The organism is Pseudomonas sp. LBUM1645 (assembly GCF_059716185.1).
This window is the reverse complement of record NZ_CP166811.1, coordinates 4093387-4112082: the sequence shown is the minus strand read 5'-3', so window position 1 is coordinate 4112082 and position 18696 is coordinate 4093387. Positions and strand designations below refer to the sequence as shown.

Annotated in this window: 18 protein-coding genes; 5 read left to right on the top strand and 13 right to left on the bottom strand. The window is 58.7% G+C overall.

Going from position 1 to position 18696, the window contains the following annotated elements; all coding sequences use genetic code 11:
• Positions 1-49 precede the first annotated feature (49 nt).
• Positions 50-1876 carry an ABC transporter ATP-binding protein gene (locus tag ACA079_RS18365; RefSeq protein ID WP_497700380.1) on the top strand — a complete coding sequence of 609 codons (1827 nt, stop codon included), beginning with the start codon at positions 50-52 and terminating at the stop codon, positions 1874-1876.
• 848 nt (positions 1877-2724) lie between these two features.
• Entirely contained in the window at positions 2725-3087 is a 363-nt protein-coding gene (locus ACA079_RS18360; RefSeq protein ID WP_497700379.1) for a DUF6124 family protein, read from the top strand.
• 46 nt (positions 3088-3133) lie between these two features.
• Here the strand turns inward: ACA079_RS18360 and ACA079_RS18355 are convergent, their stop codons facing one another.
• The 5 genes from ACA079_RS18355 to ACA079_RS18335 all read right to left on the bottom strand — a co-directional run bounded on the left by ACA079_RS18355 (position 3134) and on the right by ACA079_RS18335 (position 7523).
• Positions 3134-4234 (bottom strand): sigma-54 interaction domain-containing protein, encoded by a 1101-nt coding sequence (locus ACA079_RS18355; RefSeq protein WP_497700378.1) that lies wholly within the window; start codon positions 4232-4234, stop codon positions 3134-3136.
• Between the two features lie 65 nt (positions 4235-4299).
• Positions 4300-4701 (bottom strand): ExbD/TolR family protein, encoded by a 402-nt coding sequence (locus tag ACA079_RS18350; protein ID WP_497700377.1) that lies wholly within the window; start codon positions 4699-4701, stop codon positions 4300-4302.
• A gap of 1 nt (position 4702) precedes the next feature.
• Positions 4703-5428, bottom strand: coding sequence for a MotA/TolQ/ExbB proton channel family protein (locus ACA079_RS18345; protein WP_497700376.1), 726 nt, complete (start codon positions 5426-5428; stop codon positions 4703-4705).
• Between the two features lie 85 nt (positions 5429-5513).
• Positions 5514-6323: an energy transducer TonB gene (locus tag ACA079_RS18340; RefSeq protein WP_497700375.1), complete on the bottom strand. Its 810-nt coding sequence runs from the start codon at positions 6321-6323 to the stop codon at positions 5514-5516.
• A 450-nt stretch (positions 6324-6773) separates the two neighbouring features.
• Positions 6774-7523, bottom strand: coding sequence for an SDR family oxidoreductase (locus ACA079_RS18335; RefSeq protein ID WP_497700374.1), 750 nt, complete (start codon positions 7521-7523; stop codon positions 6774-6776).
• Between the two features lie 101 nt (positions 7524-7624).
• On the opposite strand from ACA079_RS18335, the gene ACA079_RS18330 reads away from it, so the two are divergent.
• A complete protein-coding gene (locus tag ACA079_RS18330; RefSeq protein ID WP_497700373.1) occupies positions 7625-7957 on the top strand; it encodes a winged helix-turn-helix transcriptional regulator in 333 nt (110 codons plus the stop codon).
• A gap of 49 nt (positions 7958-8006) precedes the next feature.
• On the opposite strand, the gene ACA079_RS18325 is transcribed toward ACA079_RS18330, so the two are convergent.
• Positions 8007-8720 carry an NAD(P)H-dependent oxidoreductase gene (locus ACA079_RS18325; protein WP_497700372.1) on the bottom strand — a complete coding sequence of 238 codons (714 nt, stop codon included), beginning with the start codon at positions 8718-8720 and terminating at the stop codon, positions 8007-8009.
• Between the two features lie 37 nt (positions 8721-8757).
• Positions 8758-9984, bottom strand: coding sequence for an acyl-CoA dehydrogenase family protein (locus ACA079_RS18320; protein WP_497700371.1), 1227 nt, complete (start codon positions 9982-9984; stop codon positions 8758-8760).
• 127 nt (positions 9985-10111) lie between these two features.
• On the opposite strand from ACA079_RS18320, the gene ACA079_RS18315 reads away from it, so the two are divergent.
• Positions 10112-11104: a GlxA family transcriptional regulator gene (locus tag ACA079_RS18315; protein ID WP_497700370.1), complete on the top strand. Its 993-nt coding sequence runs from the start codon at positions 10112-10114 to the stop codon at positions 11102-11104.
• 60 nt (positions 11105-11164) lie between these two features.
• On the opposite strand, the gene ACA079_RS18310 is transcribed toward ACA079_RS18315, so the two are convergent.
• The gene (locus tag ACA079_RS18310) at positions 11165-12199 is read right to left on the bottom strand and encodes an AraC family transcriptional regulator (RefSeq protein WP_497700369.1); all 1035 of its coding nucleotides are present in this window, start codon (positions 12197-12199) and stop codon (positions 11165-11167) included.
• A 122-nt stretch (positions 12200-12321) separates the two neighbouring features.
• On the opposite strand from ACA079_RS18310, the gene ACA079_RS18305 reads away from it, so the two are divergent.
• Positions 12322-12723: a carboxymuconolactone decarboxylase family protein gene (locus tag ACA079_RS18305; RefSeq protein WP_489845610.1), complete on the top strand. Its 402-nt coding sequence runs from the start codon at positions 12322-12324 to the stop codon at positions 12721-12723.
• Between the two features lie 61 nt (positions 12724-12784).
• Here ACA079_RS18305 and ACA079_RS18300 read toward each other — a convergent pair whose 3' ends face one another.
• From ACA079_RS18300 to ACA079_RS18280, 5 genes are all read right to left on the bottom strand, one after another.
• Positions 12785-13795 (bottom strand): YeiH family protein, encoded by a 1011-nt coding sequence (locus ACA079_RS18300; protein ID WP_497700368.1) that lies wholly within the window; start codon positions 13793-13795, stop codon positions 12785-12787.
• A 210-nt stretch (positions 13796-14005) separates the two neighbouring features.
• Positions 14006-15703 (bottom strand): AMP-binding protein, encoded by a 1698-nt coding sequence (locus tag ACA079_RS18295; protein ID WP_497700367.1) that lies wholly within the window; start codon positions 15701-15703, stop codon positions 14006-14008.
• A 19-nt stretch (positions 15704-15722) separates the two neighbouring features.
• Positions 15723-16049, bottom strand: coding sequence for a Rieske (2Fe-2S) protein (locus ACA079_RS18290; protein WP_497700366.1), 327 nt, complete (start codon positions 16047-16049; stop codon positions 15723-15725).
• Positions 16050-16059: 10 nt separating this feature from the next.
• Positions 16060-17346, bottom strand: coding sequence for an MFS transporter (locus ACA079_RS18285; RefSeq protein ID WP_497700365.1), 1287 nt, complete (start codon positions 17344-17346; stop codon positions 16060-16062).
• 113 nt (positions 17347-17459) lie between these two features.
• Positions 17460-18515 (bottom strand): beta-keto acid cleavage family enzyme, encoded by a 1056-nt coding sequence (locus ACA079_RS18280; RefSeq protein WP_497700364.1) that lies wholly within the window; start codon positions 18513-18515, stop codon positions 17460-17462.
• Positions 18516-18696: the final 181 nt, after the last annotated feature.

Below are 18696 nucleotides of genomic sequence, written 5' to 3'. Positions count from 1 at the left end.
TGCCTGAAAGCTGCGCGGCCACAGGCGCCATCCAGGAAAACATTCTTAAATGAGCTCATTTTTCTCGTCTTCCGCGCCACGAGAGCGCCGGCAAGGCCAATGGGAAGTCCAGCATCTGCCGGCAAGACCCGCAGCGTTCGTGCGTTTTTTTGTGGGCAATTTCAAGGGGTGGTATCTGGCGATTCTGCTGCTGCAGATCGCGGCGGTGATCTGCACCATTCTCATTCCCTGGGGGTTGGGACAAATCACCCGAACGGTCAGTAACGGGCTGGATGCCGAGCGGGCCTTCGAAGTGCTGCAGTGGCCGTTGACGTTGTTCGGCACGCTGCTGGTCTGCGAAGTCCTGTTCACCCGTGCCGCTGCGGGGTGCCACATTCATGTACTGCCGTTGCAGCGCCGCACCGTGACGCATGTGGTGTTCGCCTACCTGCAACGGCATTCGCACCGATTCATCAGCAACGAGTTTGCCGGCGCGTTGGCGCATCGGGTGTCCGAGATCGCACTGGGCGTCAACCAGACGCTGAGTATTCTGTTGTTCGACCTCATCCCGTTGCTCGTGACACTGAGCCTGGCCACGGTGCTGTTGTGGACGGCGTCACCTTTGCTGGCGGTATTCATGGCGGCCTGGTCGGCGGTGTTTATCGCGGTGTGCTATTTGCTGGCCCGGCGCAGCCACCCGTTGGCGCAACAGTACTCTGCCGCTCGAAGTACCAGTTCAGGCAAGGTCGTCGATGCCGTGTCTAACCTTGCCAATATCCGCCTGTTTGCCCGCCACGCCTTCGAACACAATTACCTGGGCACCTTTCTGGACAAGGAAGTGACCGCGGCCTATCGCTCGCTCGGCTACATGGAGAAGATTCGCTGGTTTCAGACCAGCTGCGGCGTCGTGCTCAAACTGGGCCTGCTCCTGCTGGCGCTTTATCTGTGGCGCACGCAACGCATCGATATCGCCGCGTTCGTCATGTCGACCAGCCTGTCGCTGCTGATCATCAGTGACGTGGGCAACCTGTCACGACGATTCCTGGAGTTCTTCGAGGCCACCGGCAACATTTCCAACGGCGTGCGCACCCTGATTCGGCCGCATGAGGTCATCGATCGCCCGCATGCGAAGAAACTGCAGGTCAAACGAGGTGATATCGAGTTCCGCGATGTCGGCTTCAGCTACGGTTCGGGTCCGGCGATTTTCGAACATCTGAACATCGTTATCCCGGCGGGGCAAAAAGTGGGGCTGGTGGGCTCATCCGGTTCTGGCAAGTCGACGCTGGTCAATTTGTTGTTGCGGTTATACGACGTGCAACAGGGCGAAGTGCTCATCGACGGGGTGAGTGTGCGAGAGGTGACCCAGCATTCCCTGCACCGACAGATCGGCCTGATTCCGCAGGAGCCCGGCCTGTTCCATCGCAGCATCCGGGAGAACATTCACTACGGTCGTCTGGATGCCTCCCAGGAGGAACTGGCCGAGGCCATTCATCGCGCGGGTGCCAGTGAGTTCATCGACAGCATGGAACACGGTTACGAGTCCCTGGTCGGGGAGCGAGGCGTCAAGCTGTCCGGTGGCCAGCGCCAACGTATTGCCATCGCTCGGGTGCTGCTCAAGAACGCGCCGATTCTGGTGATGGACGAGGCGACCTCAAGCCTGGATTCGATCACCGAGCGTTTCATCCAGGACAAACTCGACGAAATCATGGACGGCAAAACCGTGGTGGTGGTTGCGCATCGACTGTCGACGGTGGCGCACCTTGACCGGATTCTGGTGTTCGACAACGGGCGGGTGATCGAGGACGGCAGTCACGAAGACCTGCTTCGTTTGGGCGGGCAATATTATCGGTTGTGGAATCGTCAGTTCGATGAAGTGCTGGACGAGGTAAATGCCTGACACCGGTGTCTGATTGTTCCTACGGTGGCGTGGGAACGATCGATTGAGGCGGCCTGACAGCCGGCCTGTATTTTGTTGACTGAGTACATATCCATTTCTGCGGTAACGGCCACTATTGGTTTCGCCCTTACGGCGAGTCACTTTTGACAAACGCCTCAAAAGTAACCAAAAAGTCTCGCCCCGAGCGTCCGGCCCCTCGCTTAGGCTCGGCGTTCCTTCGCTCCGGTATCCATCCGGGGACACTGCCCTCCGGTCTGCTTCGCGACGACCTACATGCAGCGTGTTCGACTGCGTCGAACGGCGCTGCGCGCCACTCCCCGGATGCACACCTCCACTCAGCCTCCCGAAGGGGCGGGTGGATCAAGATCACAAGCTGCAGGCGAGCTAACGCTCGGCCTGTTGAGTGGTGAGGAGCGAAAGGCGAACACCGATCCCCTGTGGGAGCGAGCTTGCTCGCGATGGCGGCCTGATAGCCGATCAAAGCCTTTCGGCTGTACTCAATCTGTTTGTTTAGGGGGCGTCAGGTTTACTTCCTGAAAGCTACACAACGTTGCGTCGTTGCCTACGGTTGCGCCAGAATCCGCCGGCTTGTGCGCCTATGGCTTGGGCTCTATCGTTTCCCGGTCGCTGAATAACAGTGATCGGGTTTGGTAGCCTGGTTTGTTTGTTAGGTGCACAGCATCACCATTAGCAGAGTTTTTCTAATCTCCGCTTTTTGGTGGTCATGCGCAGGGCGCTTTCGAGCGCGCCGGTTTCCTAACGCCCGGTCTACCAACCTGCGTATGGCCGCCACCCATTCGTTTGGTAGCGAGGGTGATGGCTCCTTTATCCTGTTAGGAGTTTCATCTATGTTCAAACCAACGCCCAATCCTCCGGAAACGGACGACGTTTCCTCCTACGAAAGCCTCGATTCAGAAAAACTCCACGAGGCTGTCGACCGCGCCCTCAATCACTTCCTCAATTCGGCTGCCAACATTCAGGCCACCCCGCGCACACCCGGCACGATGTTCATCGTCAACCCGGAGCTCGATACCGAAACCCTGTTGGCCCATGCTTGCGAGTCGCTGGCCTCGGCCAATGTCATGGCCATGGATCTGGCGGACCACATGGAGGGGGTGAGTCGCAACTCCCTGCTGGGCATCGCTCAAGTGATTATGTTGGGCGAACTCGCGGTAAACCGGGCGCTGGATCAACTCGATCCGCCGGGCTAACGGATGCCTGATCGTTCCCACGCTGGTGGGAACGATCATTTCGCACTCAGATAGACAATTGAATGGCCCGCGCATCTTTCGGGGCTGGCGCAGGTCGACGTTTGTTGACCCTCAATTCGCCTTGGCTGATCAGCAGTGTCCGAGTGGCGTTGCGAGTGAGCCCCAGCAAGTTGGCCGTATGCACCTGGTTGTGATGGCAAAACCGATACGCGGCGCGTAACAGGGCGTGTTCGACGACTTCGTGGACGTTGCCGAGTGGCGCGTGAAACAGACTCTGGAAGGCGCGATCCAGCAACGCATCCGCCGATTGATCGACAGTGGTGGTTCCATCCTGCCTTTCACTGCGCAAGGTCGACAGGCGAAGGTCCTCGCTCTGAATGACGCCATTGCGGCAGATCAGCAGCGTGTGGTGAATGACGTTTTCCAGCTCGCGAATGTTGCCCGGCCAGCTGTAGTTGAGCAGTTTGTGTTCGGCGCTGCGGCTCAGTGTGATGGGCCCGTAGCCGAGACGGCGGCTGTAGGTCTCGATGAAGTGTCGAGTCAGCGGAGCGATATCGCCGGGACGTTCTTTGAGTGGCGGAAGCTGCAGATTGACCACATCGAGCCGGTAAAACAGGTCTTCACGAAAGTGACCTGCATTGATGGCTTTTTCCAGTTGAACGTTGGTCGCCGCCAGCACCCGTACATTGATCGGGATGCTCTTGCGTGAGCCCAGCCTCACCACTTCACGCTCTTGCAGCACCCGAAGCAGCTTGACCTGTATCGGCATGGGCAGATCGCCGATTTCATCGAGAAACAGCGTGCCGCCGTTGGCTTCTTCGAACCAGCCTGCCTTGGCGGTGAGCGCACCGGTAAACGCGCCTTTTTCGTGGCCGAACAGTTCAGCCTCGACCAGCGATTCGGAAAAGGCACCACAGTTCACGGCAACGAACGGGTGTGCGCTGCGCGGGCTGAGGTTGTGGATGTGACGGGCCACCAGTTCCTTTCCGGTGCCGGTTTCGCCAATGATCAAAACGCTGGCCTCACTGGGCGCGACTTGTTGCAGATGCTTGAGCAGGGCTTTGGATTTCGGGTCCTCAAAGACTTGCGCCGTCGCGCGAATCGAAGTGGCCAGGGTGGGAGAGGGCGGTAAGGTCAGCAGTTGCATCTTGATCCCCATGAGTGGAAGTTCGGAGATTCAGCGCCCTGAAACCTCAGGGCGCCTGCCATCAGTTACTTCGCGGTAATCACCGACAGTTTGGTAATCCCTGCGCGCTCGATCGACGCCATGGCCCGAGCCACCTCGCCGTAATTCACCCCGTTGTCCGCCTGCAGTTGCACGCGCACATCGGCGTTCTTTTCCTTGGCGGACTTCAAGTTGGATTCCAACAGAGCCGGCTGAATTTCGTCCTTGTTGATGAACAGCTTGCCCTTGTCGTCGATGCTCACCACCAGCGGGTCTTTCTGTTCCACCGGCGCCACCGACTCGGTCTTCGGCAGGTTGATCGGGATTGAATTGGTCAGCAAAGGCGCGGTGACGATGAATACCACCAGCAACACCAACATGACGTCTACCAATGGCGTGACGTTGATTTCGCTGAGCACTTCATCGCTGTCTTGTGTGGAGAAGGCCATATCAGGACGCCTCCTTCACTTTCTGACCGGTCGCGGTGGCGCCGGATTTTTTCTGCGCCGGATGCAGTAGCACACGGAAGGCGTTCTTTTGCGCCAAGCTGTAGAAGTCGTGGGCGAAGTCGTCCAGATCCGCCGCCGTCAGTTTCAGGCGACGCAAGAAGTAGTTGTAAACCAGCACCGCCGGCACCGCGACGGCGATCCCCACGCCGGTGGCGACCAGTGCGGCACCGATCGGGCCGGCCACTGTTTCAAGGCTTGCAGAACCGGCCGCGCTGATGCCTTTCAAGGCCGACATGATCCCCCAGACCGTGCCGAACAGGCCGATGAAGGGCGAGGTGCTGCCGATACTGGCGAGAATCGCCAGACCGGTTTCCAGTGAGCGACGCTCACGCACGATCTGTTGGCGCAGGGCGCGTTCGAGGCGGTCCTGATGGTTGATCGCCTGGCTCAGGTCGGTGGCTTGCGCGTTATCCGGCACCTGGATCGCGGCGTAACCGGCGAGTGCCACGCGGGCGGCGGCACCCGGTTGGTTGTGGGCTAATTCTGCAGCGGAATCGAGGCTGGAAGCGGCCCAGAATTGCTTATGGAATTTTCGATCCTGAGTCTTCAGGCGGGTGAACTGCACACCCTTGAGCAGGGCCAGGCCCCAGGTCGCGACAGAGAAGATAATCAGCAGCCAGATGACGGCGTGTTCGATGGATTCGAAAGGGGAAGCGATGAGGTTCATGGTTTAGGCTCTCCAACAAAACGTAGGTCGTGTAGCGATGCGCCTTCTGTCAGGTGGCCCGCGGTTGTCAATGAACAGTGAGGGTTTATCGGATCTTGAAATCGATGGGCACACTGACCCAACCGTCCTGGGCGACGTCGCCCTGTTTGGCCGGGACGAAGCTCCAGCGCTTGACCGCAGTCAGTGCGGCGTCATCGAGCTGATCACGTCCGCTGCTTTTCTGGATCTGTATTTCGCCGGGTTTGCCGCTGGCCAACACATGCACCCGTAACAGCACCGTGCCTTCCCAGCCACGACGCATGGCCACCGACGGGTATTCCGGCGCCGGGTTATGCAGGTAACCGGCGTTGGCCGATGCCGGTGTCACCGGTTTGGGCGCGGCCGGTGCCGGTGGTGCAGGAGCGGCGACAGGTTGCGGTGGCGCCGGTGGCGCGGGCGGTTGCTCCACCGGTTTGGCGACCGGTTTGGGCACGGGTTTGACCACGGGTTTGGGTTTGGGAATCGGTTTGGGCGGGGGTGGCTTCACGGCCAGTTCATCCTCCACGGGCGGTGGTGGTTCGACAACGGGCTGTGGAATCGGCTCGGGGGGAGGGGGTTCCACCACGGCTGGTGCTGGCTGAGAAAACTCGATGGTCATCGGCGGGATTTCCGGCGGCACTATAGGCAACGCCGGAGTCGGAGTGCTGTTGACCCAGTAAATCACCGCGCCGTGCAGCACCACCGCGAAGACGCCGAGCAACACCGCTTCACGACGGCTCAGTACCCGTTTGGGCGTGCTGTGCAACCGCGACTGCGACAAAGGGCCGAGATAGACCCGCCCCAAGTCGAGCAACTCGCCGCCCGGTGCCTGACGCCAGAGCACATTCAGTGCAGTGGCGGTTTGGACATTGGCCATTGACTAACTCCTGGCTATTTAGCGAAACGGAAAAGTGTTTCCGTTATCAACTGTTGCCTGTATGTCGCGTTTAATCGTTCAGGCAAACATGGATACGTAAATAGTCAGAGCAAGAGCCATACCAATTATGAATGAACCATTAAATGATGCTTTTAACAGTGCTGTGGGCCGGGTGAGTTGTGTTGAGCGAACTTTTTGTCAAACAAGTGTTGCTGGGGGAACAGTCTGCAAGCGTTGAATCAATTCAATAACAAACCCCGAAAAGTGGCGGGTTTTCAGTGGTGCGAACCGTGAAAAGTTTAATGAGCGCGCGGCTATACAAATAGATGCTCCAACTAACTTTAGATTTCAGGGAATATTGAATTGATGCGTACGATGTTTGAAAGGCACGCTCGTCGCTTGCCTGGACGCGATGATCGGGGGGCGCGCGTGATGACCAGCACCTGTCGCTCACAAGTTGCCCACGCCGCCATCCACCAATAACTCCGTCCCCACCACGAACGTCGATTCGTCAGAGGCAAGATAGACCGCTGCCTTGGCCAGCTCCCACGGAGTTCCCAGGCGTCCGAGGGGGACCAGTTGGCGGATTCTCTCGCGCAACGCTTCCTGCTCTGCGGCGGGCAAACCCAGCTTGCTCAGGGCCGCCGTTTCAGTGGGGCCGGGACTTAGGCCATTGACTCGGATGCCACGCTCAATGAGCTCGCCCGAGAGTGTGCGTGCCAATGACAGTAGCCCGGCCTTGCTCGCGGCATAAGCACTGCTCTGGGCAAGGCCGATCCTGGCACTGACGGACCCGCAAAGAATCACCGAAGAAGGGTTTGACAGTAAGGGCATCAACGCCTGGATCAGGAAGAACGGTCCCTTGAGGTTGGTGTGCATGAGCTGATCCCATGCCGCCTCGTCCCACTCTTCGATCGATCGGTGGGTGACGTCACCGGCGTTGACGAACAGCACATCGAGCCGAGGCCATACGCCTGCAAGTTTACGGGCCAGCGCCTGCTGACCCGCCGTATCACCCGCGTCGCTTTGAATCGGCAGGACGGCATCGCCCAGCTCCCGCCTGGCCGCCGCTAAAGCGCTTTCGCTGCGACCGGTGATCGCTACCGTTGCGCCTTCAGCCAAAAACTGGCGAGCGGTTTCCAGGCCAATGCCGGATGTACCACCGGTGATCAGTGCGTATTTGTTCTTCAACCTCGGCATGTCTTTCGTCCCTGTAATGAGTTGGAGAACCCATTCTCAGAGCGTTAGTATCTTTTGCCTAGTAGGCACCTTTTGGATACCAAGGGACGGATTTGATCCTTATGAGCACTGAGACACTTTGTCCGATGGTGGATTTCGTCAGCCTGATTTCCGGTAAATGGGCCATCCCCATTCTTTATCGACTGATGGTGCTGGACTGTCCTGTGCGTTTTAGCGAGTTGCAGCGTGCGGTGTCGCCGATCACCCAAAAAGAACTGACTCGGCAATTGCGTCTTTTCGAACAGCGCGGACTGGTGACGCGCACGGTGTATGCCCAAGTGCCGCCTCGGGTGGAATACCGAATCACGGCCTTGGGCAAAACCCTGCAAGACACCTTCGATTCACTGGCCGACTGGATGCGAACTCACGCTGATCAGCTCAGGACCACTTGCTGAAACGAGTGCCTCTGGCACCTGATTGCATGCCCACGCGGGCTGGATATCGCTAGGTAGTCGGGGCAGAGATCGGGTGCAGCTTTTCATCGAACTGATTGAGCGATACGAACGCAAGCGTTTGCAGGGTATCCAGCGAACGCAAGTGCTGCTGATACTGCTCCAACAGTGTGGCGCGTGCCTCTTGGGCGATATACGGCACGTGATGCGCAACAAAGGTTGGTAACACTTCCATCCCGGTATAGGCCAGCGTGCCACGCAGGATGGGCTGGAGCATATCGTTGAGTTCACCGTGCACGCCGTTCTTGACCAACATGTGAGGTTGGCCGCCGATGGTAATGGCAAGCATGGCCTTCTTGCCAACCAGGCCGCCCTTGTCGTAGAAGCGTTTGCCTCCATAGCAAACGCCGGAAATCAGCACTCTGTCGATCCAGCCTTTCATGATCGCCGGCATCGAGAACCAATAAATCGGGAAGTTGAAGATCACAAGATCTGCTTTGAGCAACTTGTCCAATTCCTCCTGAATATCGGGTGCCAGGGTGTGTTGCGAATGATTGTGACGTTGTTCCAGCGCATAGGTCAGGTACTCGGCATTGGCGCGGCTACCAAAATCAGCAGCGCTGGCGACCGGATTCCAGTTCATGGCGTACAGGTCGGAAACTTCGACGCAATGTCCTTGCGCTTTCAGTTCTTCGACTGCCAGATTTTTCATGGCTGTATTGAACGACTGCGACTCGTTGTGTGCATGGATAATGAGGATATTCATTGGACAGGCCTCCAGTTAGCGTGAATTGGCAGACCCATCAGCCTGTGATCTCTTTACCAAAAATCCCGCGTGCGATGACCAATTTTTGAATCTCATTGGTACCCTCATAGATCTCGGCGATTTTGCAATCGCGGTAAATCTCTTCGACTCGGTAGTGCGAACCATCAGCCGCCAGTTCGCGCATGAAGCCATAACCGCCAAAGATCTGTACCGCATCACGAGCAAATTCACCGGCGAGGTTAGTGCCGTACCATTTGGCCATCGCGGCCTCGGGTTCCGGGAAACGGTGCCCTTCGTCCATGCGTAACGCTGCCTTGAGATACAGGTTGCGGGCATTCTCGATTTCAGTGGCGCGCTCAGCCAGCTTGAACTGCCAGTGCTGGAACTGCGCTATGGCTTTGCCGAATGCCCGGCGGGTCTTGAGTCGCTCGACACTATGATCAAACAGGGCCTGAGCCATGCCGGTCCCGCTCGCGGCAATCCCGACGCGTCCGTAAGTCAGCGTTTGCAACGCAATCTTGAGACCTTGACCCGGCAGGCCAACAACGTTCGCCGTGGGTACCTTGACGTTGTCGAAGTAGATGTCCGCAGTCAACTGACCGTGGTTGCCCATTTTCTTGTCGGGTTCGCCAACACGAACACCTGGCCAATTCAGTTCGACGACCAACTCGGTCATGCGCTCTCCATCGACGCAGAGCAATACAACGAAGTCGGCGACGGGCGAGTTGGAAATGAAGCGCTTGCGGCCGTTGACGATGTAGCCATCTTCGGTGCGCGTGGCATGGGTGGTCATGGCCTGGATGCTCAGGTCGGTGCTGGCATCCGGTTCGGTAGTGGCAAAGCTCCCGATCTTGTCGCCGTTGAGCAAAGGCGTGAGATAGCGTTGCTTGATCGAGTCTGACCCGTGATTCAGCGCATTGCCTGCGAGAATGCAATGCACGTCAACGATGGCGGCCACCGAGTTCGAATGATAGGCCAACTCTTCGATCATCACGGCAGTGGCTGCGGTGGGGTACTTGAGCCCGCGTCCGCCAATGTCGGCAGCAAAGGGGATGCCGAACAAACCTGCCTTGGCCATTTTGGCGAACAGGTCGCGCGGAAAGGCTGCGACGGATTCCTCGGTATGACCAATGGCATAAGCCACTGGTGCGACATGCTCATCAGCAAAGCGACGAACCTCCTGGCGGATAGCCAGGATTTCCTCCGGGGTATTGAGGTCGTGGTACAGGCTGTTCTGGTAGCGGGGAATAGTCGTCTGGGTCATGAGGTCTCTCGCAAGCAGCCTGGAAAGTAACGTGGCGAGAACTGTAAAGAGACGCATCAGATGGCGTAATAGGCAAAAACGACTGTAAATATGCGAGTATCGCCATACCCATTAAAAAGGTGCAGCCATGCCTACCGTCGCGATTCTGGGATTTGACGATTCCTATGCCTCCGTTATTGGCGGATTTGCCGACATGCTTCAGGTCGCCAATGCGCATATGTCCAAGCAAGGAATGCCGCCAGCCGGGCTGTTTGAATGGCATTTCATATCGCAGAGCGGGCTGCCTGTACGTGCGAGCAACGGACTTGAACTTGCCATGCGGCCACTACCGCAGAGCCAGAATTACGATCTGGTCTTTATCCCTAGCCTGCATTACCGAGGCTGGCAGCACTTCCAGCAATTTCTCGATAATCAGATAGCCGTGCGCGAGTGGTTGATCAAGCAGTGGGAGCAGGGTGCATGGCTGTGCGCGAATTGCACGGGCACCTTTCTGCTCGCCGATACAGGCATGCTCGATAACAGAGCTGCAACGACCACCTGGTGGCTGGAGGGGCATTTCCGCGAGCGATTCCCGCGAGTCGATCTGCAAATGCGTCCTCTGGTCACTGAGTCTGAGCGACTGGTGTGTGGCGGCGCACACGCCACATTCCTGTTGCAATCGGTCCATGTGCTCAACCAATTTGCGGGAAAGGCGATAGCCATGCAGTGCGCCCGCAGCATGCTGATCGATTTGACCCAAACGACACAGACACCTTTGCAACCGCTTATCGCCGACAACACCCACAACGATCCCTTGATTCAACGCGCACAGAAGTGGCTACAGGATCACTTGGCGGATCAGATACGCATGAAAGACCTGGCGACGAGATTGGCAGTCAGCGAACGTACACTGATACGCCGCTTCAATAGTGTGCTTGAGCAGTCGCCCCTGACCTATTTGCAGAACTTGCGCATCGATACGGCGCGAGCGTTACTGGAAGCCGGTGACCTGAGCACCGAGCGAATCGCTCAATATGTGGGTTATAGCGACCTCAGCTCGTTTTCCCGCCTGTTTCGTGAGCGGGTTGGATTTACGCCAGGGGCGTACCGGGCCAGATTTCAGTTACCCAAAGCGGATTAACTGAAAATTTCTCGAAGGGTGGGGCACTACCAGGCTTATGACTGAATGTCCGGGCATCCTCTAATTGAACACCTGAGGTGTTGGCCTTCTTGTGGCTATCGGTGAGGGCTGAGTTCTCCAGGACGATGGACTGCAATCGAAGAGCCGGCTGAACCAGCGGGAGAAGGCGCTCAATTCGGAAAAACCCAGAACGCCAGCAATCTCACTCAAGGGATGATGGGGGTTTGCCAGGTAACGCGTCGCCAGTTCCCCGCGTACCTTGTCCAGCAGCGACGAAAATGTCTCACCCTCCCGCGTCAGCTGCCGATGCAGCGTCCGTCTGTCACGTCCCAGGTGCGCCGCCACCTGTTCCACCGAGCAGCGTCCAGTGGGCAGCAGCATCCAGATCATCTGCTGCACCTGCGCCAGCAGGGCTGTCCGGGAGTCTTCGCGGATACTTTTCAGGTACTGATGAACGTGGCGGGCCATTTCCGGATCGGCACTGGGCAGGGCACGGTCGAGATCGCTGGTGCGGCAGACAATGCCGTCCATCAAGCAGTTGAACTGTATCGCGGTACCGAACACACGCTGATGCCGGCTATCGTCCAGCGCAGCGCAGTGACGGAAACAGACCGCTGATGGATGCCAGAGGTTACCGAGCAAGGTCTTCAGCATTCGATGAGTCACCGCGACCGCCAACTCCACTGATTGGCGCACAAACAAATGGCTGACCGACACCAGCTCAAGCCGCAACACCGCCACGCCGCTGCTTTCTTCGATATCCAGCACCAAACCCTGATTGTGCAGATGAAGAAACTCCTGGAGCGCCTTCAACGCTGAACGCAGCGTTGGTTCGCGCCATAACAGTGCCAAGGGGCCGAGATTGGAGACTTTGCGACTTTCGGCCATGCGCAGGCCGAAATCTTCCACGCCGGCCTCCCGCGCCGTGCTGTCCAGCAACTGCGCCACAGCCTCGATGGAGATTTTCAGGTCCGGCTGTAGCAAGCAGCGCGGATCAAGACCGACAAGACGCAATTGCTGCATGGGGTCGACGTTCAACGAGCGGGCAATTTCCGCGTAGTTGGTGAGGCTGGCGCTTCGAACAAGACCTTTCATTGAGGATTTACCCCTACGTTGCACGTGTCCCGAGATGTCATTCCCGTGCCCCCTACAGTCAATACAGAGGGCATCGGCACGCTTAGAGTTGAAAGCAACCACTCAACCTTGAGGAACTGCAAATGAATAAAGACCAGACCAAACCTGACACCCCAACCTGCGATGCCATGCGTGATGCGGGTAACTGGAATACCGCCTGGGACTCGCTGGCCGAGCTGGATGCCGAGTGGACGGAAAAGTTTCTCGGCATGGCCACGCACCCGATTCGCAAGGGGATTCTGGAACCCAAGACCTTCGAACTGATCGCCATCGCCGTCGATGCCTCTTGCACTCATATGTATGCCCCTGGTGTGCGTCGCCACATCCGCAAGGCACTGGAAATCGGCGTCAGCGTCGAGGAGATACTGGCGGTGCTGCAATTGACTTCGATACTGGGCATCCACAGCATGGCGTTGGGCGCCCCGATCCTTATCGAGGAAGCACAGAAGCTGGCCGTCGACGGTCCGGTGAAAGGCACTTACTGAATTCATCACGTCACTCTTCGCTCGGATGCGAAGGCCGGACCGGCCTTCGCAGACCCACGCTTTACAATCCCCAATGCAGCAATAGCAGCACCAGGCCCACGAGAAACACGGTTTCCCCCACCATCAACAGGATCGGCTTGATGCCTATCGTGGCGAGCTCCTTGAGCTGGGTCTTCATACCCAAGGCACTGATGGAGATCACCAGGCACCAGCGCGACAGCTCGTTGACGAAACCCTGCACCGCTGGCGCTATCCAGCCTGTGCTGTTGACGCAGGCCAGGACCAGGAAACCGACGGCGAACATGGGCAGAAGCGGAGGGCGCTTGCCGGTCGGGTCCGCACCCTGCATGCGAGTGATCAACGTGGCGCAGAGGATGACCGGCAGAAGCATGGCGACCCGCATCAGCTTGACCACGGTGGCGGTGTCGCCGGTTTCGGTGGACATGCTGTAACCGGCACCGACCACCTGGGCGACGTCATGAATGGTTGCACCGAGAAAAACACCGGCCACTTGCGGCGGCAACGCGAACCAGTTGGCGATCATCGGGTAGAGAATCATCGCCACAGTGGACAGCGCCGACACGCCGATCACGGTGAACAGAGTGGCGCGCTCTTTTTGCGGATGGTTGGGAAGCGCGGCCGCCAGGGCCAGTGCCGCCGAGGCGCCGCAGATAGCCGTGGCACCACCGGTGAGCATGCCGAAGAGGCGATTGAAACCCAGCGCCTTGGCCGCCACGATCGAAACGGCAATCGTCACCACCACCAGAATGACCACCAGCGCCACGGGCTTCCAGCCCAGCGTGGCGATCTGCTCCAGAGTAATGCGCATCCCCAGCAGGGCTACACCGAGGCGCAGAACAGCGCGCGCGGTGAACTCGATACCGGCCTTGCACTTGCCGTCGCTGGACAGGAAGTTCAGCGCAATCCCAAGCAGCAACGCGAACAGCATCACCGGTGCGCCATAGTGTTCGGAGAGGAAGGTCGCCGCTGTGGCAACGATCACGCTGACGAAAAAACCCGGCGCCAGTTCGAGCGCGCGGGTGTGAATGTTGACGAGAGCGATCGAGCTCATGGAGTGAAGTCCTCGCGGGCGAAGCCATGGCGATGTGGGAACGGGCAGGTGCCGGTGTGGCAGTTGATTCACTCTAGGGCTGTGGCTGTTTGAGAACCTCTCATTTGATGCCAGCCACCTTTCAATTGATGCCAAATTCCGTCGACGCCTTCATTCGCCCGTTGGATGGCCGGGATGAGCAAGGCGCTGACGGATCTGTCGTAGCGTCGATCAACTGACCAGGGTCGTTTCAGTCGAACTGCCCGCAGTCGCGAGTACGCGCAAGTCTCTGCGCAATATCTTGCCCACCGCGGACTTGGGCAACGCTTCCAGGAACCGCACCTGGCGGGGCACTTTGTAGGCCGCAAGGTGCGCGCGGCAGTGCTGGATCAGCATGGCTTCGTCGAGCGTGACATGAGTGGACTTGACGACGTACAGGCAAACGGATTCACCGCTGCGTTCATCCGGCATGCCGATCACGGCGCATTCACTGACACCTGTGCAACTGGCGACAACGACCTCCACCTCGTTGGGGTAGACGTTGAAGCCCGAGACAATGATCAAGTCCTTTTTGCGATCGACGATCTTGAGTAAGCCATCGGCGGCAAAGATGCCGATGTCGCCGGTGCGAAAGTAACCATCGGCGGTAAACGCGTTGGCGTTGGCAGTAGGCTTTTGCCAGTAGCCGGACATTATCTGTGGCCCCTTGGCGCAAATTTCTCCGGCCTCGCCGAGCGCGGCGGGTTGATCATCGTCCTTGAGCAGCACGATGTCGGTCGACGGCAAAGGTAAACCCACTGCCGCAGAGAAATGGCTCCGGCCCATGACGTTCAGACACAGAATGGCCGATGTCTCGGAGAGGCCGTAGCCTTCGAGGATTTCCTGACCGGTGATCTTCTTCCATTGCGTCGAGGTTGCCGGCAGCACGGCGGCGCCGCCGCCAATGGCCAGGCGCAGGCGCGAGAAATCCACTTCGCCGATACGCGGATGGCGTACCAGTGCGCCGTACAGGGTATTGACCCCTGTCAGCAGCGTCGGCCGGGCCTTGATCAGCGTGTCGACCAGATCATCGCTATTGCGCGCATCGGGGATCAGCCAATTCTCGGCCCCAGCCGAAAAGCAGATCAGCAGATTGATCGTCAGGGCGAACACGTGGAACAGCGGTAGCGCCGTGACCACCACGTTGTCACCGACCGTGTCGAACATGTCAGGGAGAAATGCGCGCGCCTGCAAGATGTTGGCGATCAGGTTGCGATGAGACAGGGCGGCACCTTTTGAGGGGCCGGTGGTACCGCCGGTGTATTGCAGGAAGAGCAAGTCATCGCCGGTCAGTTCGACCGGCGTGAACGGCATCGAGCTACCTTCGCGCAAGGCATCGACGAAGCGTGTCAACGGCAGGTGAGGCGATGACTGGAGGTCGATCTCGTGCATGGCCACCGGCTCGCCCAGCGTGTCGCCGGGTTGTACCACGATGACTTTTTTGATCGATGTGCGGTTCAGTATCGCATCCAGTGTCGGCAGGGCACTGGCGACGATGACGATGGTCTCGACTCCGGAATCGTTGAGCTGGTGTTCCAGCTCCTGTGGGGTGTAACTCGGGTTGACATTGACCTGGGCGGCGCCGGCTCGGAGGACGCCGAACATCGCCACGGGAAATGCCGGAATATTAGGCAGCATGACCGCGACACGGTCCCCACGACGCACGCCTAGATGCTGCAGGTAGGCGGCAAATGCGCCTGACTGCGTGTCGACATCGGCATAACTGAGTGAGCGCCCGAAGCAGCGAAATGCGGTGTGGCTGGCGTAACGCTGCATAGCTTCTTGCGCCATGGCCACGACCGAAGGCCAGGCATCGGGGTTGATGTCAGCCGGTACGCGGGCGTCGTAACTCTGTTGCCAATGGCGGGTGGGGGTGAATGCTGTGGTCATGATCAACCTGCTTTTGAAGTTATTGTTGGTTGGTGATTGGAACGGGCAGAGTGATACGCACGCGACCCTCGATGACCTCGACGGGATAGGTGCGTACGTTCATGCCGCCACCGCGCATGCAGCCGGTGGCAAGGTCGAAGCGCAGTCCGTGGGCGGGGCATTGCACGAGTCGACCGTCGAGTTTGCCGAACAACAGCGAGGCGCCGTTGTGCGGGCAGTTATCGTCGATGGCGTAAATCTGGCCATCGACATTGAACAGCGCGATGTCGGTGCCATTGGCCTGCACACGAGCGCGCTTACCGATACTCAGATCGACAGAGACAGGCACCTCGATGGTGTGTTTCATGACGCTTGTCTCAGGAACATGGTTGAGGACTTACGCGTTCAAGATCATTGCGATAATTGCGAGCCCCCACCAGCAGCGCCAAGGCCGCTGCAATACCTGCCAATGGCAGCAGTTGCAGTGCCGAGGCCAGGCCAATGCGATCGGCGAGCAAACCGGTGACAAAGGGGCCGGGGGCCATCCCCAAGAGATTATTGGCAATGGCCAGCGTGGCCATTGCGGTGCTGTGAAGCGCAGGCGGAGTCAGGTCGGCGACCATGGTGCCGGAGGGTCCGACGATGCCACCGCCGACGAACATTGCCAGGCCGATCATGACCAGTTGCGCCATGCCCACCGGCAGCTGAAAAGCCACGGTCAACAGAGCACTGCAGAGCAGGCAGTAGCCCATGGTCAACCTGATTTTGCGTGTTGGCGAATCGTGACACAGTCGGTCAGCGATGGCACCGCACAGAGGCATGCCGACCGCGGTGCAAAGCATGAAGATGGCCGCGACTGCACCGGCGTTGGCGAGCGGCATGTCGTAGAAACGATTGAGGTAGCTGGGCAGCCAGGTCAGCAGGGCGCCGATGGTGAACAACTGCAGGCCACTGCCGATATAGACGCTCAGCACCGAAGACGTCGAGAACAGGGTGCTGAGCGGAGGATAGGCCTTGGGCAGACCCGAGCCCGCTTTCTGGCGAGGCAATTCAATGCGAGCAGGCCTGACGACTAGCGCGTACACAGCAGTCAGAGCAATGCCATAGATCGCCATGCCAACGAAGGACGCCCGCCAGCCGAAATGGGTCGCGAGGAGGCCGCCCAGACCGATGCCGAGTACGGAACCCACCATGCTTCCGGCGAGGAAAGCACCGGTTATCGTGGACCGTTGCTGTGGCGGAAAGATGCTCAGCACCACGGCAAGACCGACGCTGCCATAGGCCGCCTCGCCGACACCGATGAAGAAGCGCGCCACGAACATTTCCTGGTAGTTGGCAGCGAAACCACACACCAGGGTGGCCAGACTCCAGATGGCGGCCATGAGGATGAGGCTGCGAATACGCCCCCAGCGATCAGCGAATAACGATAACGGAAAGGCCAGCACGCCGACGGCGATGGCGACGACGCTGGACAGCGCGCCCAGCTCGGAATCGGAGAGGCCCCAGTCGGCCTTGAGCTGCGGAAAAACCACCGTCAGCACCTGCCGCGACATGAAGTCTGACAGCAGCAGTCCGAAGGTCAGGGCGAAGACCACCCAGGCGTAGGGTCGGGCGATACGTCGCCAGTTGTCACCGCGTATTTCTATCGGGGCGTGCAAAGTCACGAAGACTCTCCTCTCGTTACGGCCGCGTTCATTGCGCAGCTCTTGTAAATTGGGTGCAGCGATACTTGCGGGGCGCGCCCATGGATATGGATCGTGCACCCCGCAAGCTTGACTCAGCCGTGTTGCGTAAAGCCTTTCTGGCCTGGCTTGCGGTTCGGCGCGAAGCCGTTCTCGGCCAGGGTTTCATCGGCGTCCTTGTAGAACGTGCCGATCTTGTAGATCTCGCGGGCTTCTTTGGCGTTGGCGACTTCGCGACCCATTTCCCTGGAAATGCGTACCAGTTGCTCGATCTGCTCGACGGATCCCATCTTGCGATCACGGCTCTGCGTCCAGATGTTGTCCTCGGTACCGCAACGCACATGCAGCCCCATGGCAATCGCCATCACGTTCAGCGGCAGCACGTTCAGTACGGAGGATTCCAGTGTCAGCACGGAACCGTCCGGACAGGCGCGCACGAAATTCGCCAGGTTGTAGAGATTGGGGGAGTCGGCGCCACCACCGATCGCCACCCAGGTCAGGATCAGCGGCACATTGCAGACGCCGCGGCGCATCATGCGCTCGACGGTTTCGAATGAGGGGATGTTGCCGAGCTGGAATTGCGTCTGAATGCCATTGGCCGATAAGCGCTTGATGTGCTCCTCGACCCATTCCGGGCCAGCCGGGATGGTCATTTCGCGATAGGCGCGATAGCCCTCGGGCGAGCCCATGCTCGTGCCGGCAAGGTCGGCTTCCAGCATCTGTTCAACGACGTTCATCTGGTTACTGTTGATGGCAATCGTCACCTGATCGGGCTTCGGCGAGAGTTCGGCGAGCATGTGACGCGTGTCGTCGGAGAGCCATTTGGCGACATCACTATCATCCTCCGGGGAGAAGGAAATCGAGCCGCCGACCTGGATGATCATGTCCGGTACCGCTTCGCGGACGCCGGCGATCAGCTCATTAAACTTGGACAGTCGCTTGGACCCCTTGCCATTCAGTTCACGCACATGCAGGTGAAGTACAGTGGCACCGGCGTTGTAGCAGTCGACGGCCATCTGAACCTGATCTGACATGGTGACTGGAATTTCTTCAGGGAAGTCCGCTGGTGTCCATGAAGGCGCGTAAGGAGCTACGGTGATGACGAGCTTTGGCTGATGCTCGGGGTACAGGGATCCGTCAAGAAAGTTCATGCATGTCTCCAATCTGTTGTTGTTGTTTTTGTGCTTTGAGGGTGTCGTTGTCGGTGGTGCATGGCTTGTACTTTGGCGCAGCCGGTGGATGAAAACCTCTCATCACGTGCCAAAAACCTTTCATTACGTGCCAATACCAGTTTTCAATCGGTGACCCTATAATCGGTTGCAGGCTTCGCCG

Coding starts and splice junctions, on each gene's coding strand:
- ACA079_RS18300 (WP_497700368.1), bottom strand. CDS start 13,795: ATGAGCTCGATCGCTCTCGTCAACATTCACACCCGCGCGCTCGAACTG.
- ACA079_RS18360 (WP_497700379.1), top strand. CDS start 2,725: ATGTTCAAACCAACGCCCAATCCTCCGGAAACGGACGACGTTTCCTCC.
- ACA079_RS18335 (WP_497700374.1), bottom strand. CDS start 7,523: ATGCCGAGGTTGAAGAACAAATACGCACTGATCACCGGTGGTACATCC.
- ACA079_RS18325 (WP_497700372.1), bottom strand. CDS start 8,720: ATGAATATCCTCATTATCCATGCACACAACGAGTCGCAGTCGTTCAAT.
- ACA079_RS18330 (WP_497700373.1), top strand. CDS start 7,625: ATGAGCACTGAGACACTTTGTCCGATGGTGGATTTCGTCAGCCTGATT.
- ACA079_RS18315 (WP_497700370.1), top strand. CDS start 10,112: ATGCCTACCGTCGCGATTCTGGGATTTGACGATTCCTATGCCTCCGTT.
- ACA079_RS18365 (WP_497700380.1), top strand. CDS start 50: ATGAGCTCATTTTTCTCGTCTTCCGCGCCACGAGAGCGCCGGCAAGGC.
- ACA079_RS18280 (WP_497700364.1), bottom strand. CDS start 18,515: ATGAACTTTCTTGACGGATCCCTGTACCCCGAGCATCAGCCAAAGCTC.
- ACA079_RS18310 (WP_497700369.1), bottom strand. CDS start 12,199: ATGAAAGGTCTTGTTCGAAGCGCCAGCCTCACCAACTACGCGGAAATT.
- ACA079_RS18320 (WP_497700371.1), bottom strand. CDS start 9,984: ATGACCCAGACGACTATTCCCCGCTACCAGAACAGCCTGTACCACGAC.
- ACA079_RS18345 (WP_497700376.1), bottom strand. CDS start 5,428: ATGAACCTCATCGCTTCCCCTTTCGAATCCATCGAACACGCCGTCATC.
- ACA079_RS18305 (WP_489845610.1), top strand. CDS start 12,322: ATGAATAAAGACCAGACCAAACCTGACACCCCAACCTGCGATGCCATG.
- ACA079_RS18355 (WP_497700378.1), bottom strand. CDS start 4,234: ATGCAACTGCTGACCTTACCGCCCTCTCCCACCCTGGCCACTTCGATT.
- ACA079_RS18290 (WP_497700366.1), bottom strand. CDS start 16,049: ATGAAACACACCATCGAGGTGCCTGTCTCTGTCGATCTGAGTATCGGT.
- ACA079_RS18295 (WP_497700367.1), bottom strand. CDS start 15,703: ATGACCACAGCATTCACCCCCACCCGCCATTGGCAACAGAGTTACGAC.
- ACA079_RS18340 (WP_497700375.1), bottom strand. CDS start 6,323: ATGGCCAATGTCCAAACCGCCACTGCACTGAATGTGCTCTGGCGTCAG.
- ACA079_RS18350 (WP_497700377.1), bottom strand. CDS start 4,701: ATGGCCTTCTCCACACAAGACAGCGATGAAGTGCTCAGCGAAATCAAC.